This window comes from Vibrio genomosp. F10 str. ZF-129 (genome assembly GCF_000287055.2).
GTDB lineage: Bacteria > Pseudomonadota > Gammaproteobacteria > Enterobacterales > Vibrionaceae > Vibrio.
Map to the genome: position 1 here is coordinate 62,792 of NZ_AJYQ02000064.1, position 13,102 is coordinate 75,893.

Here is a 13,102-nt window from a genome sequence, read left to right on the forward strand (position 1 = left end):
TTATTCGAAAACAGATGTTTGAGCCTAGGGTTAATTGTGGATCGGTAGCCAGTTGGAGATCAGTATGTTGACATCCCGTGTTCTAACAAAGGTTGCGATTGTAGTTATCTTCACTTCACTAGCACGTCCTCTGTATGCTCAAGAGACTGGAGGCATACGTTCGGTGTCAGCAATGGGTTTAGAACAATCAGAGCAGAGCGCTAATAATTATATGATTGATTTTACGAATCAAGATAATCGTCATCTTTGGCGAGTCAGTAACGACAATGTGATGGGTGGAATTTCAAAAGGCGCGGTGGTCTTAACATCAAAGAAGACTCGATTTTCAGGCACCATTTCTTTAGAGAATAACGGTGGCTTTAGTGCGGTTTTCCATAAAGTTGATGTCATTGATGCAGATCTCACTCAGTTATCACTCGACATAGCAGGAGATGGTCAGCGTTATCAGGTCAGAGTCATTGCTAACCACCGTAAGGGCAGTTTTGGCGAAGAGCGCATTCATTACTTTCATGAATTTGATACTCAAGAGAACAAACGACAAACGCTGACGTTTAATTTGATCGATTTTCAAGCCACTTTTAGAGGAAGAAAAATAGACAATGCCCCCGCTCTCAGTTCGGAAGACATCGAAGAGATTGGGTTCTTATTCAAGAAAAACAGTGAGGATGATTTTACTCTGGATCTGTTTTCAGCCACATTTTCAAACTAATCAACTAATCAACTAATCAACTAATCAACTAATCGCGTTATCAGTTAGACGAGGCCAGCAGTGAACAAAATTAGCCCTAAAACACTATTGAACAGCAAATGGACGCATCTACAAGTGAGCAATAAAGAAAAACACTTTATGGTGACCTTGGTTGAGTTTGATGAAAACCAGAGCGTCATCAAATGTGTTATTGAAGCTGTAATGAACAACAACGAGTACGAAATAGACTGGCGCGAGCTGAAATTAAACAACGAATGGCGTATGGGGTGGAAATAGCCATTTCCCTTAAACGCATACGTTAAAGTGCACACCTTGATAATCAGTTGGCCGACTATTTTTTGGGGGAGGATAACGAGGCGATTTCGAACATCTTATGGTGGTAAACCGTGCTTACATAGGCTTACATTCCTCATGGCCTAGAAATTATATACTCAAGTATTGTTACTATAGATTTAAAGTATGTTTCTCCCGCAAATAATGACTTGGATGTATGGTTGTCAATTATGCATAATGGGTTATAAGGGCAGTTTTTACTGGGAGTCGGCATGGATCTATCTCATACACATGTTTTGATCGTTGAAGATGATAAGCGTTTAAGTCGCATGATGGCTGACATGTTGAAAGCGGAATCTTATCAAGTCAGTTGTGTTTATGATGGGCTACAGGCTATCCAACAAATCAATCAAGTTATCCCTGATATCGTATTGTTGGATATGATGCTGCCAGGGTGCGATGGATTGCAGGTGTTAAAAGAAATCTCTCCTGATTTTTTAGGCATCATTATCATGATCACGGCAAAAAAAGATGAGTTCTTAGAGGTATCAGCTCTAAATCTTGGTGTTCATGATTACATCACCAAACCACTTCGGCCTCATATTTTGTCGGCTCGACTTCGTGCCCTTTCTCGTCTTAACCATAATCACGTTCAAACCGTCAGCGATAAGAATCTGTTAAAAGTGCAAGATCTTACCCTGAATGTTAACTCTCGAGAATTTTGTTTAGCGAATGAAAGTCTTCAGCTTAGTGCAGCAGAATTGGAAATAATGAGTTACTTTATGCATCATCCAGGCGTGGTGTTAAACCGAGATATGCTGGTCAGTGAAGTGCGCAATTTAGAATACGATGGTTTTGACCGTTCGATTGATATGCGCATTAGCTCTTTGAGAAGAAAGCTAAAGGATAGCCAACCTCCTTATAAATACATCAAAACCGTGCGTGCTAAAGGTTACATCTTGGTACAAGAATAATCTTAAAGGTTAATCTAACTATGTTTCGTTCCCTTTTTATCTACCTATCAGCCACCATTGTGTTTGCTATTTTTTTTGCTGCTATTGTTTTAGACCCATTGTACATTCAAGCGATTAAGCAGGATGAGCTAGCCTACACGCGTGGTATTAACCAAGTTGTTTCTGAGGATGTCTTTAACCACCAAGACAAACAAGCTCGCTTAAGTTATTGGGCTGAACGTTTTAGTTACCGCTTTTCTTTAAAGACATACGCTGATATTGATTTACCAGAGCCTTTGTTGAATCAGCTAAAGGGCCGTGAGGTATTTGCTGACATCAGTAGCGGTTGGGCTATTGATAATATCAATCTGTACTATTATCACCCAGGTTGCGATTGCTATCTGATCATGACAAAAAATTACGGTAGCCATGGATTGCTTCATAAATACCTGCTGAGTTTTTTGGGCATCGTTATCCTGTGTATTGCGGTATTTATTTTTTGTTATGTTTATCAACATAAAAAGCAGGTGAGAAAACTCAGCAAGGTATACAAGGCTTATGGGAAAGGTTTATTTAGTGTCCGCGCTGATATTTCAACCGCCGCGCCTTATTCTTTGCTGGCTAATACTTTCAACCAAATGGCGAGCCAAATCGAAGCTCTGTTGCAAGAACAACGTACGCTAGTTCATGGGGTATCTCATGATTTACGTACCCCCATCGCACGTTTGCGCTTCGCACTCGATATGAGTCGAGGGTGCCAAACGGTTGAACAATACCAAGACAAGCTACAGGACATGGATTTAGATTTAGATGAGCTGGATAGCCTGGTCAATGAGTGGCTTTTTTATGCTCAAATGGGCAGCCAACCCGCATTAATAGATCGGGAAAATCTGCAACTCAGCGAATTGTTAAGCAACACCGTTAACAAAGTGAAGGTTTTGTACCCAAGTATTGAAAGCAGTCTAGATTTGCAATCTGGTTGGATAGATGGCGATACGCAACTGTTAAATCGTTGCTTTGAAAATCTCATTATCAACGCGTTTAAGTTCGCTGACAGCCAGATTAAAATTAGCCTGATTAATCGAAATCAGCAACGTGTGGTGTTGATTGAAGATGATGGGTCTGGCATAAAAAAAGAGTCTCAAGAGCAGATAATGCAACCTTTTGTGAAGCTTGATAGTAGCCGAAGTAATGAAGGTTTTGGGTTAGGACTTGCCATCGTTAAAAGCATTTTGGATAAACACCATGCCCAGTTAACCATCAAAGATAGCTCACTGGGCGGTGCGTGTTTTATGGTGATATTTAAAAGCTGTAATAAACACCAAGGCCAGAATACAAAGTAGTATCGGTATCCACCAGAGGGCTATCAGTAATGCCCTCTGAAAATTGAACAATATCTGCCATCATAAACAGTGACCAGTTTTGTGCGAAACTGTAAGTGATATTGATACCCGCACCATAACGTAGCGCAGACCTGCCCTGATAAGATGTTCTCCAAGCTTCTACTTCATTGCTTCTTACTCCGTAATAGTAATCCACTAATTTATCGCTTTCATGCTGTACAAAAATGGAGGGGGTAATTTCCCATGCTTGTAGATTCAAAGGGTACTGGTAAGAGAGTTTCACATCATAACCTTGGTGAGTATCGCTAACATCGTGCATCACATGGAGCCGCACTAGCCCTAAGTATTCGCTTAAGTAGTTCGCTGCAAAACCTGCATCAATACTCGATTCTCGTTCCGTCAACCCTTTGGTATAAGCGCTTAATGTTTCGTCAAATCCCTGTAAACGCAGGGCCGCGGTTGCATCAAACCAAAAAGAGTGTGACAAAGGCATATGATAACTGGCAGAGAGAGTACTGGCTGAGAATGTCTCGCTGTCATAAGAAACAAAAGGAATCGTATAAATCTTACCTTTTGTTTGCTTGTATTCGCTGGCTCCTTTAAAAGCGCCTAGACCAAGGCTAAAAACGCCTTCAGCTTGCGTTGTTACTGGGCTGCTAAGTACGGCAACGAGTAACCATTGACCGCTATTTTTTACGCTTAGTTTCATTGGATTTCCTTATGGTTTAATGGTGATTTGCTACGTGGTCTTTTTGGAAGAGGTACTTTGCGAAGAGTTGGGCCGATTAGAAAATGTTTAAGGTCACTGCTGATAAGCAAGAGAATTGGAATAAGAAATAGCGAGATGAGCGTAGAAAATAACAATCCGTAAGCCATTGATGCAGCAGCAGGAATGAGATACTGAGCTTGTTCAGATTCAGCGCTCAGTAACGGGTACAAACCTGCAAACGTGGTTAACGTGGTTAAAAAAATAGCTCGGAACCGTTCTTGGCAAGCTGAGCATAAGTGACGGATTAGATGGTTATTTCGTGCGTTATTTTTCAGACGGTGTTGATTATAAGCATTCACAATAAGCAGGCTGTCGTTAACCACAACGCCGGATAGAGCAAGCATGCCTAGCCAAGAGTAGAGACTAACGCTTAAACCGAGGTACTGGTGACCAAGAATCGCGCCCACAAGTCCAAAGGGAATGGCGGCCATGATGATCAGAGGCTGACCATAACGCTTGAGCGGCAAGGCTAATAGAACATAAATGGCTAATAGAGCAATAATGAAAGCTTGGGCGAGACCTTGATTAGCGCTTTGTGTCTCGGCTAGTTGCCCCGATCGTTGACTATTAAATTGTGGGTACGACGCCTTTATTTTTTGGACAAACTGGTCTTCAAAATATTGGTAAACCAGCTCTGGCGACGTGACAGATTTATCGATTTCCAATAATAAGTGACGGCTTAGCAACCCATTAACACGTTGAATGGAATTGTTAATGTAGCGAGGTGTTATCTCTGCTACCGCCAGAAGTGGGAAGCTTTTTCCTTGGTCATTGAAAATCAGCATCTGTGAAAAATCACTGCGAGAATCTCGCAAGGCGCGTTCTAACTGCAGAGTCACTTTGATGTTATGGCCATCTCGGTAAAAACGATCCACCTCCAAACCGCCATAAGCCGCGGCCAACTGGTCGGTCAGTGATTTGTGTGTGAAACCTAAGGTGAGTGCTTGTTCTTTTAGAGAAAAGATAAGCTGCGGCATGGGCTTAGCTTGCTGCTCTTTTACATTGCTGATCGCCTCCTGCTGTGTAAACCAATGCTTGGCCTGCGTTGATATTTCTTTGAGTATGTCTTTATTGGGGTGTTGTAGAACGATTGAGGTAGCATTATCGCCCGATCCACTTAAGGAAATCATAACTTCACTGCTTTTTACCCCTTCTAATAGACGGATGGGGGCTCGCCAAGCTTCTGCAATACTCTTGAGGCTGGTACCAGGGCGTTTATCTCTGTCTAGAGGTTGTGCAAAAACGGTGATGCTGCCTTGTTCGTCCATCACTAATAAGCTTTTATCGATCACGTCACCCTTAAGGTTATATTCAGTCCGGTAATCCTGATTAATTTGGTCTCTCACCGCTTCAATGTTGTGTTGCGCTTGTTGGATTAAAGTAAGGGGAGCGTTGTTCTCTAATTCAACAGAGAAAATAATTAGGTCTCCCGGGACATCGGGAAACAGTACGCTGCGGATTTTTCCTTGATAGAGTGCACCCAACACAGCGATGCTCAGTGCAATGAAGCCGGTTAACCAGGCATAACGATAGCGTAAACTTAGGGTGAGAAGCCGAGCATAGATATGATGATTAAACGCATGTAAGAGCGTTTGTGGCAACCATCTGAGTTGTTGAAGATAGGTTTTTATCCGGTTGTTATTGACAGTTTTAGGCACCGTAATGTTACGTAAATGCGCTGGCAAGATAAGCTTTGATTCCAGAAGTGAAAACAGCAACGCGATGATCATTACCCATGCAAAACCGGCAAATAGACGGCCCGTTTCTGAGGGGAAAAAGGTCATAGGGAAGAGCGCTGCTACCGTGGTCAAGACGCCAAAAATAGTCGGTAGCGCGACTTTTTTAGCACCAATGATCGTCGCTTGACATTGATCAGACAGGGGTGATGGGTCTGTGCTTTTTTGTTGATGGGTACTTTTCTGTTTCTGGTAATAAATGCTTTCACCGACAATGACGGCATCGTCAACTAAAATACCTAACACCAGAATAAACCCAAAGGTGGTCACTTCATTGATCGTGTATTGAAAACCGAGAGGCCCAAGCACGATAAAAGCGCCGGAAATGGCAATGGGTAAGCCTAATGCTACCCAGAGTGCTAAGCGTATTTGTAAAAACAAGCTAAGAATAATGAACACCAAAATAAACCCTTGTAGGGCACTGTCTTCAAGCAGGTCTAAGCGTTGTTCTACGTATTGGCTGGCATCAAACCAAAGGGTAATGTGTAGATTATTGGGTAAGCTTTTTTTGAATTGTTCGACAACAAGGTGTGCTTGCTCCGATATTTCCAATACATCGCTTTTTGCAGACATCTTGATGGCAAAAGCACGGCTTAATTGGTTGTTAAAACGCAGTTTACTGTCGTGCTCAACAAAACCATCATTAATGGTCGCGACATCTTCTAGGCGAATCTTTTGTCCATTATCGAAGGTTTGAATGATGAGCTTAGATAACTCTCGTTGATGGGTGGCTAGGTGGCTGGTGTAGAGTAAAATCTGTCCATTGTCTGTTTTTAATAACCCATCTTTATTTCGAGTCGATTGCTGGCGAATGGCATGTGAAACTTGAGCGAAAGTAAGCCCCAATTCACGGACTTTATGTGGGTTGATATTGATTGAAATGGCGTACTTATTCGCGCCATATTCCTCAATTTTGTGGATCTTTGGGTTGGCTAAAAGGGCTCGTTTAAGCTCTTTGCCTATTTTGATTAAACTGTCTTTATCACTATCACCAGATAACTGGACAATTAAGGCATCAAAACTGTCTTCTTTCCTTTGTACCTGTGGTTTTTCTGCAAGCTCAGGCCAGTCATAGATGTTATCCACGGCAGACTTGATGTCATCGAGTAACACTTGCATGGGGTAATCTAGCTGCTTTTTAATGGCAACGTAAGCGCTACTTTGTGACGACGAAGACTGAATATCTTTAATACCCGCAATGCCTTGTAAGCTTTGTTCAATTTTTTGGGTTATTTCAACATCAACTTGTTGTGCATTGCGCCCATCATAAAATGCGGTCACGCTAATTTCATTGGCGGGTAATTTAGGAATGATCTCTCTACGCATATTATTCGCAGACAAGATGCCACCGACTAATAATATAATCATCAATAAATTTGCAGCGATCGGGTGACGAGTAAACCAAGTGATCATGATGACCTCCTATAATTCTGCTTTGAGGCGCACTTGCATGCCCTGAGAATAAGAATTGCTGGGGTACAGAAGAGCATGCTTAGCAACGCTTTCAGCAACAGAGAAGTACACGCGTTTGTTATCTATTAAGTAGTTTTCTAATGAGGATTTACTTAGGCGCTGATGTTGGTCAATCCACCAGACTTCCCCTTTTAACGTCAGTGCACTTTCTGGCAGGCTAACGGTGTGGTGCCAACCTTCAATGGGTAAGTTGGCGTATAAATACTGACCATAAATAGGCGATGCGGTTTCAGCGACTTGCAAGTAGAGTGTTCTTTGCAAGTTACTCGCGTGCTGGCTTACACCAATGATGGTTGCCGACCATTGTTGCTGGCCGTCTAAACTGTCTAAGGTGATCGTTTGTTGCATGAGCTCATGACTTAACAAAGCAAAGTCATTAACGCTTATTTGGACTTTTATCTCTTTATCTTTGGCGGCCAATACACTGGCTACACTACTACCCGCGCTGATAAATTCCCCTAACCGAGCTGAAATTTCCCTTATTTCCCCAGAGAAAGGCAAACGTACCGAGGTGGCGCTCAGGTCTTTCTGGGCGTGTTTTAAGCGTATTTTTGCGAGTGCTAATTGTGCTTGAGCTTGTTTGATCATTAAGCTACCAGGGACAAAGCGTGTGCCCGCATTTTTTAACGCGATCTCTGCGTCAATTAGGCCAGATTGAGCTTGTGCCAACGTGATTTGGTAAGGTAGCGGATCAATTTTCAGCAGTGCCTTGCCTTTCGGTAACAACATGCCTTTTCTAAACGCTTCCGAAATTTCGATGATGGTGCCCGAGACTTGCGGGGTAATTTGGCTGACTTTTACCGGCTCAACAAACGCCAAGCGTTGTAATGTTGGCATCTGCGTAATAGGTTCAATCGCCACTGCTGAAACCAAGGGAACGCTGGTTGAGCTCTTTATGGGAGCAGGAACAATCGTCGATTTTTCTAGGTCATCTAAGACCACCAGCAAAATGAACATTGCCATCGAAAAAGCAAAAATTTGTCTGACTCTTACATGGAAGATAGTTTTGAGCATGCTAATAACGCCTATTGCAGGTTGAGAAACAGCTGAGCTTTGGGGCTACTAAATTCAAATCGGCTTTGTAAATAAGTAGGTTGGTTATTGTCTGCGAGGTCGACAGCACTGATCGCTAATTTTTCTGTAGGAGAACCTAGAAAGTTATAATTTAATGTTTGGTCTGAATTTTGGTCGTGAAAGGCAAAAATAGCGTAATCACCGTAGGGTAATGATTGAAAAGAACACTGCGCTTTTAGGTTATTAATTGCTGTATGGCAAACCGAATAGGAAGGGGATTTATTATTAAATTGGTCAGTGCTGTTCATTAAGTGCAGTTCAATATGGCCTTGATCGTTTCGGGCGCTATTGATGATCACGATGAGTTCCCCAGTCGCTTTATTTTGTTGCTCTTTCTCTGCTGCGTTCAGTATTGCGGAACATAAAACGCAACCCGTCATCCCCACTGTAAAAATCCAATTTCTCATCTTCATCGCTGACTCCCTAAATAATGCGAATTATCTTAGGCAGTCCAATTCAATTGTTCAGTAAGGCTCTGTAAGCCGTGACTTACAGAGCCTTACAAAAGCGGTGGAAGCTTTGCATTACTCTATTTGTTATCGAATTGACGGATAAACGGAGTAAGCATGAAAGCCAGGAATACAGGGTTAGATTTATCGAGAGCAGTGGCTGTTTTTGTGATGATTTTTGTTAACTATAAAGTGGCCATGGAGGTAGAGTTCGGACATCCATTAATGCTGTCATTGAGTGCTCTTTTTGAAGGTCGAGCCGCGGCTTTATTTGTCATTTTGGCGGGCATTGGTATCACTGTCGCGACCAATAAGGCTCGCATAGCAAAGGAGGGTCGTTCATTAAAACAAGCGCGCATACGTTTAGTAAAAAGAGGCATGGCGTTAATCGTGCTTGGGCTCATGTTTAGTTTGGTTTGGCCAGCCGACATTTTGCATTTTTATGGTGCTTATTTTATGTTATCTGCTTTATGTTTTACCCTAACGAACAGGCAGTTAGCCTCCATTGGTGTTTTCTGTATTGTTTTGTTTCCTGTTTTATTGATGATGTTCAATTATGACGAGGGTTGGGATTGGTCGAGTTTAACCTATGTGAACTTTTGGTCCTTCGATGGGTTTCTAAAACAACTGTTCTTTAACGGTTTTCATCCGGTTTTTCCTTGGTTTTCTTTTCTTTTACTCGGTATGTACTTAGGGCGATTAGATTTATTCGATAAGACCCTAAGAAAGAAAATACTGCTTATTTCATTATCGCTATTCATCGCTGTTGAAGTCGGTTTCTTCATGTTACGTGAACAGTTGATGGGGGCGGGTGAATATTTAACCGAATTAGAAATTCAAGAACTCTTGCTGCTGCTCAGTAGGGAAATGATACCTCCGATGCCGCAATACATTATCTCAAGCAGCGCCAGCGCGTTAATAGTTTTAATGGCATGTTTACAGCTTGCTGACTCAGGAAGAAATAGCATAGTCGTTGAATGGATAGCGAAAACCGGACGCCTGGCATTGTCACTTTACATTGGGCATATTGTCGTGGGGTTAGGGTTATTAGACATACTGGGGTTATTTGATAAACAATCACTGACGGTGGTATTTTTCAGTACGTTACTCTTTATCGACTTTAGCATTCTTTTTAGCGTGGTATGGTTAAAACGCTTTGATACCGGCCCACTTGAGTGGCTATTTAGAAAAGTAACGAGTTAAGGGTTCGTTACTTTTGCTTACTGCTCTTTATGATGGCTTTCTTTACGATTTGGCGACTTACCGTAACAGGCGTTCGTTGAGCATTGTTCAGCGGTTACGCCAGGCAGCCTCGACAAAACAGCAGACACCTGATGTCGGTATTTTGCAATAGCCAAATATACCCAGTGACTGACTGTTTTGATGACAGGCCAGTTCAACGGAGCGACCCAAAATCCTTTCCCCACTAGCGTCCATGCGCGGTGGGTGACTTGGAGACCGAGTAACAGTTCGCCTTTGTACGTACCATGTAAAATCTTCATTGCTTTTGAAAAATCAATATTGGGATAACGAGCTGCAAAATTGTCTTGGTGGATATTGACAAGCTCGATGAGATCATCGGAATCGTGTTGTTTCAGGTGGCGCATTTCTGTGGCACACATCGGACAGTGCCCGTCATAAAAAATCGTTAACATGTTCGCTTTCCTAATCGGTATCACCGGTCGAATTATTCTAACTCGTGGTTGCTGTTTTTGCGCCATCGAGCGCAATGGATCGAGGCATGCTGTCTGTCTTCGCGTAACTCAAACGAGAGAGTCGGTGACTGGTATGGTAATTATCTAACCCAGATATGCTGGTGGTTTTGAGTGACTCGATGTCGATGTAACCATCTTCTTGAATCACTGTTTCTGGGCACAGAATGTCGGTGATTTCTCCAATCACAAGTTGAGTATTATTCAATGCAATGGGCACTATCTCTCTTAACGTTAGCGCGTATTTCAGCATGCTCTCTTTAACGAATGGGGCGTCATAGCCGTGGATGTATTGTTCTTGTAATCCTGTTTGTTGGAATTCACTGTGTTCTCTAGAGTACCGAGCCGAGGTTTGATGCGCTTGTATGTAAAACTCTTCGCTAACCTGATTGATGGTGTATTGCTTAGTTTCCAAAATATTGTCAAGCGTATGGCGAGGAACACTGGCTGGTCGAATAATGAAGCCCACTAACGCAGGCGAAGCGCCAAGGTGAATCACTGAACTAAACATAGCAACATTGGTTTGCCCCTGAGTATTAACCGAGCCAATGAGGTTTGCGCTTTTAAAACCTGACAGGCTGTTAATTAAATGGGCTCTGTACCGGTTGTTCATTTCGGTAAGTTGCTGCGTATTAATGTGTTTCACTGCGGTTACTCATATGGCGATTGGTTTGTTACTAATACGTTCCTTGCTCAGATTTAGATCAATCGCTTTGGGTTATTCGTCTTCAGCTATTCGCTTTCAGTTCCTTGCTTTATGTTATGGACCACCAATTCAGTGAAGCCTGTGTTGGCATCTTCTTCGCGTGTGAATGAAAGGTTCGAATAGTGATGAACGATAAGCTCGGCGGTTGTGTCAATAATGTTCCCATCAAGCAAGTGCCCACCTAACACTTGCCCTGTGTTATCCGAGACTGAAATATGAATATGTTGGTGGTCTGGCGTCAGTGTCCCCATGACAGACACGATTTCAAACGGTGCTGTCATTTGGAGTCTTTCTGTTGCACCAGCCAAACGAAGATGGATAGAAGACAAGCAACCCACACATGAGGCGATGCTACCCGCTTGAATGTTGTGTTGGGTGATAAGCCGCTGAATGGCTTGTTTCAAGTCGGTTCCTTGAGTCAACCTAACTGCGATGGGAGTAAGCATAAAATGATTCCATAAGACGGCTTGAATAGCCCTGAAAGTAACTTTAGTTTATTTGTTCAAAGCGAACGTATACACTGCCGATCATATCACTTTAAGACAACCAGATTAATTTAGCGATCACACTATGAATCATGACCAACACGACCAAGATCCAAACTATCAAGAGCCTGATTACGATGACGCCTCTCACGAAGAAGAGTATGACGGTGAAGAAATTGAAATAGAAGCGATCGGGATTGATGTCTCTTCTCATCCCATCGAGCTATATAAAGTGTTTAAAATTGCTAACTTAGTCGGTGGTGGTGGAGAAGCTAAGCACTATATCTCTGAAGGTTATGTGGCCGTTAATGGTGAATTAGAAACCCGTAAACGTCGTAAAATGTACAACGGTGATTTTTTCGAATTCAACCAAGAGTATTATGTGGTGGTGTGTGATGCGCCAGTCACTGAACCTCAAGAGAAAAAAGACAAAAAAGAGAAAGCCGCAGAGCCAAAAGCGAGTAAGACTTCAAATAAGAGCAAGACCCCGGCTAAGAAAAAATCGTCAAAGCCAGCGAAGAAAGAGACCAGTAGCAGCCTTTCAATGAGCAATCGATCCGCCAGTAAAAAAGCAGACAGTAAAAAAACGGACAGCAAAAAAGCAGAGCAACCGACGCAAACCAAAGACGACAAAAGCGGTCGACACTCTATCGATTTCTTCTAAGTATTGAAAATGCCAAGCCTATGACTTCAAAAATAGGCTTGGTTTTCAATGCCAATCTGTATTAATTCAGATGAGATCTGACACATCGAGTCAACCGCACTAAAACGAACGCACTAAAACGAAGAGTTAGGCTGGGTAAGAAACTCGACTTCTTCCTCGGTTGATGTTCGACCGACAATGGCATTCCTATGCGGATAGCGGCCATATTTTTCAATAATATTGCGATGCTTTATTTCGAATTCAACATTCGCGTCAATCCCATTTTCTTTGTATAACTCAACGGCAATATCATGAATCGCCAGTGACTCACTGTGCATGTAGGGCATGTAGAGGAAGCTTCGCTCAATCGCGCTCAGTTCTTGGTCTTGTCCAAGTTCAATGGCGGTTTGTGCCAAGGCTAGGGCTTGTGAGTCAGAGGCAAACGATTTAGCGGTGTCTCGAAACATGTTTCTAGAAAACTGGTCTAACACAATGATTTCAGCCAAACGTCCTCTTGCTGAGGATCGCCACTCGAACAGCTCCCCTTTTACTGCTTGTTCATGAAGAGACAAAAATCGGCTCGTAATCAGAGTATCGATTTGCGTATCTTTTACCCACCATTTAGATGGGCCTAATTCATCAAACCAAAATAATAGAACGTCATTGTATGTCATAGAATATTTCCTAATAGTCCATTAATGAAAGCGGTTAGCTCTCTAGGTTTTTGTCATGTTATCGCTGTTAGCCTTAAACTTTAGATGACTGATGTACTTGACG

Annotated in this window: 14 protein-coding genes; 6 read left to right on the forward strand and 8 right to left on the reverse strand. The window is 42.5% G+C overall.

The annotated features are described in order from the left end of the window. Window positions 1–64 precede the first annotated feature (64 nt). The 4 genes from A1QO_RS06715 to A1QO_RS06730 all read left to right on the forward strand — a co-directional run bounded on the left by A1QO_RS06715 (window position 65) and on the right by A1QO_RS06730 (window position 3,278). A complete protein-coding gene (locus tag A1QO_RS06715) occupies window positions 65–709 on the forward strand; it encodes a CIA30 family protein (protein ID WP_017041834.1) in 645 nt (214 codons plus the stop codon). Window positions 710–769: 60 nt separating this feature from the next. Beyond that, a complete protein-coding gene (locus A1QO_RS06720) occupies window positions 770–985 on the forward strand; it encodes a TIGR02450 family Trp-rich protein (RefSeq protein WP_026026931.1) in 216 nt (71 codons plus the stop codon). Window positions 986–1,254: 269 nt separating this feature from the next. Further along, a complete protein-coding gene (locus A1QO_RS06725) occupies window positions 1,255–1,956 on the forward strand; it encodes a response regulator transcription factor (RefSeq protein ID WP_017035652.1) in 702 nt (233 codons plus the stop codon). Window positions 1,957–1,976: 20 nt separating this feature from the next. After that, window positions 1,977–3,278, forward strand: coding sequence for an ATP-binding protein (locus tag A1QO_RS06730; RefSeq protein WP_017035651.1), 1,302 nt, complete (start codon window positions 1,977–1,979; stop codon window positions 3,276–3,278). On the opposite strand, the gene A1QO_RS06735 is transcribed toward A1QO_RS06730, so the two are convergent. The 4 genes from A1QO_RS06735 to A1QO_RS06750 are packed head-to-tail and all read right to left on the reverse strand — an operon-like array spanning window position 3,238 to window position 8,743. Beyond that, a complete protein-coding gene (locus A1QO_RS06735) occupies window positions 3,238–3,987 on the reverse strand; it encodes a MipA/OmpV family protein (protein WP_017035650.1) in 750 nt (249 codons plus the stop codon). The two genes, A1QO_RS06730 and A1QO_RS06735, sit on opposite strands and share 41 nt — an antisense overlap. Next, window positions 3,984–7,196 carry an efflux RND transporter permease subunit gene (locus tag A1QO_RS06740; RefSeq protein ID WP_017041835.1) on the reverse strand — a complete coding sequence of 1,071 codons (3,213 nt, stop codon included), beginning with the start codon at window positions 7,194–7,196 and terminating at the stop codon, window positions 3,984–3,986. Before A1QO_RS06740 ends, A1QO_RS06735 begins: the two co-directional genes overlap by 4 nt. Before the next feature lie 9 nt (window positions 7,197–7,205). Then, entirely contained in the window at window positions 7,206–8,270 is a 1,065-nt protein-coding gene (locus A1QO_RS06745) for an efflux RND transporter periplasmic adaptor subunit (protein ID WP_017040076.1), read from the reverse strand. An 11-nt stretch (window positions 8,271–8,281) separates the two neighbouring features. Continuing rightward, window positions 8,282–8,743: a DUF2141 domain-containing protein gene (locus A1QO_RS06750; protein ID WP_017035647.1), complete on the reverse strand. Its 462-nt coding sequence runs from the start codon at window positions 8,741–8,743 to the stop codon at window positions 8,282–8,284. Window positions 8,744–8,896: 153 nt separating this feature from the next. Here A1QO_RS06750 and A1QO_RS06755 point away from each other — a divergent pair, with 153 nt between their 5' ends. Beyond that, a complete protein-coding gene (locus A1QO_RS06755; protein WP_017035646.1) occupies window positions 8,897–9,982 on the forward strand; it encodes a DUF418 domain-containing protein in 1,086 nt (361 codons plus the stop codon). Window positions 9,983–9,999: 17 nt separating this feature from the next. On the opposite strand, the gene A1QO_RS06760 is transcribed toward A1QO_RS06755, so the two are convergent. The 3 genes from A1QO_RS06760 to A1QO_RS06770 form a co-directional block, all read right to left on the reverse strand. Beyond that, complete coding sequence (locus A1QO_RS06760; protein WP_017041837.1) at window positions 10,000–10,434, reverse strand: thiol-disulfide oxidoreductase DCC family protein; 435 nt, start codon at window positions 10,432–10,434, stop codon at window positions 10,000–10,002. Between the two features lie 37 nt (window positions 10,435–10,471). Further along, window positions 10,472–11,137 (reverse strand): flavin reductase family protein, encoded by a 666-nt coding sequence (locus A1QO_RS06765; protein WP_017041838.1) that lies wholly within the window; start codon window positions 11,135–11,137, stop codon window positions 10,472–10,474. Window positions 11,138–11,223: 86 nt separating this feature from the next. Further along, entirely contained in the window at window positions 11,224–11,643 is a 420-nt protein-coding gene (locus A1QO_RS06770; protein WP_017041839.1) for a PPC domain-containing DNA-binding protein, read from the reverse strand. Between the two features lie 124 nt (window positions 11,644–11,767). Here A1QO_RS06770 and A1QO_RS06775 point away from each other — a divergent pair, with 124 nt between their 5' ends. Next, entirely contained in the window at window positions 11,768–12,346 is a 579-nt protein-coding gene (locus A1QO_RS06775) for an RNA-binding S4 domain-containing protein (RefSeq protein ID WP_017041840.1), read from the forward strand. A gap of 113 nt (window positions 12,347–12,459) precedes the next feature. Here the strand turns inward: A1QO_RS06775 and A1QO_RS06780 are convergent, their stop codons facing one another. Then, complete coding sequence (locus tag A1QO_RS06780; RefSeq protein WP_017035641.1) at window positions 12,460–12,999, reverse strand: DUF924 family protein; 540 nt, start codon at window positions 12,997–12,999, stop codon at window positions 12,460–12,462. Between the last annotated feature and the right edge of the window lie 103 nt (window positions 13,000–13,102).

Bases quoted from the DNA above. Each gene is read 5' to 3' on its own strand.
- A1QO_RS06750 (WP_017035647.1), bottom strand. From the start codon at position 8,743: ATGAAGATGAGAAATTGGATTTTTACAGTGGGGATGACGGGTTGCGTT.
- A1QO_RS06780 (WP_017035641.1), bottom strand. From the start codon at position 12,999: ATGACATACAATGACGTTCTATTATTTTGGTTTGATGAATTAGGCCCA.
- A1QO_RS06735 (WP_017035650.1), bottom strand. From the start codon at position 3,987: ATGAAACTAAGCGTAAAAAATAGCGGTCAATGGTTACTCGTTGCCGTA.
- A1QO_RS06745 (WP_017040076.1), bottom strand. From the start codon at position 8,270: ATGCTCAAAACTATCTTCCATGTAAGAGTCAGACAAATTTTTGCTTTT.
- A1QO_RS06740 (WP_017041835.1), bottom strand. From the start codon at position 7,196: ATGATCACTTGGTTTACTCGTCACCCGATCGCTGCAAATTTATTGATG.
- A1QO_RS06775 (WP_017041840.1), top strand. From the start codon at position 11,768: ATGAATCATGACCAACACGACCAAGATCCAAACTATCAAGAGCCTGAT.
- A1QO_RS06725 (WP_017035652.1), top strand. From the start codon at position 1,255: ATGGATCTATCTCATACACATGTTTTGATCGTTGAAGATGATAAGCGT.
- A1QO_RS06755 (WP_017035646.1), top strand. From the start codon at position 8,897: ATGAAAGCCAGGAATACAGGGTTAGATTTATCGAGAGCAGTGGCTGTT.
- A1QO_RS06730 (WP_017035651.1), top strand. From the start codon at position 1,977: ATGTTTCGTTCCCTTTTTATCTACCTATCAGCCACCATTGTGTTTGCT.
- A1QO_RS06715 (WP_017041834.1), top strand. From the start codon at position 65: ATGTTGACATCCCGTGTTCTAACAAAGGTTGCGATTGTAGTTATCTTC.
- A1QO_RS06760 (WP_017041837.1), bottom strand. From the start codon at position 10,434: ATGTTAACGATTTTTTATGACGGGCACTGTCCGATGTGTGCCACAGAA.
- A1QO_RS06770 (WP_017041839.1), bottom strand. From the start codon at position 11,643: ATGCTTACTCCCATCGCAGTTAGGTTGACTCAAGGAACCGACTTGAAA.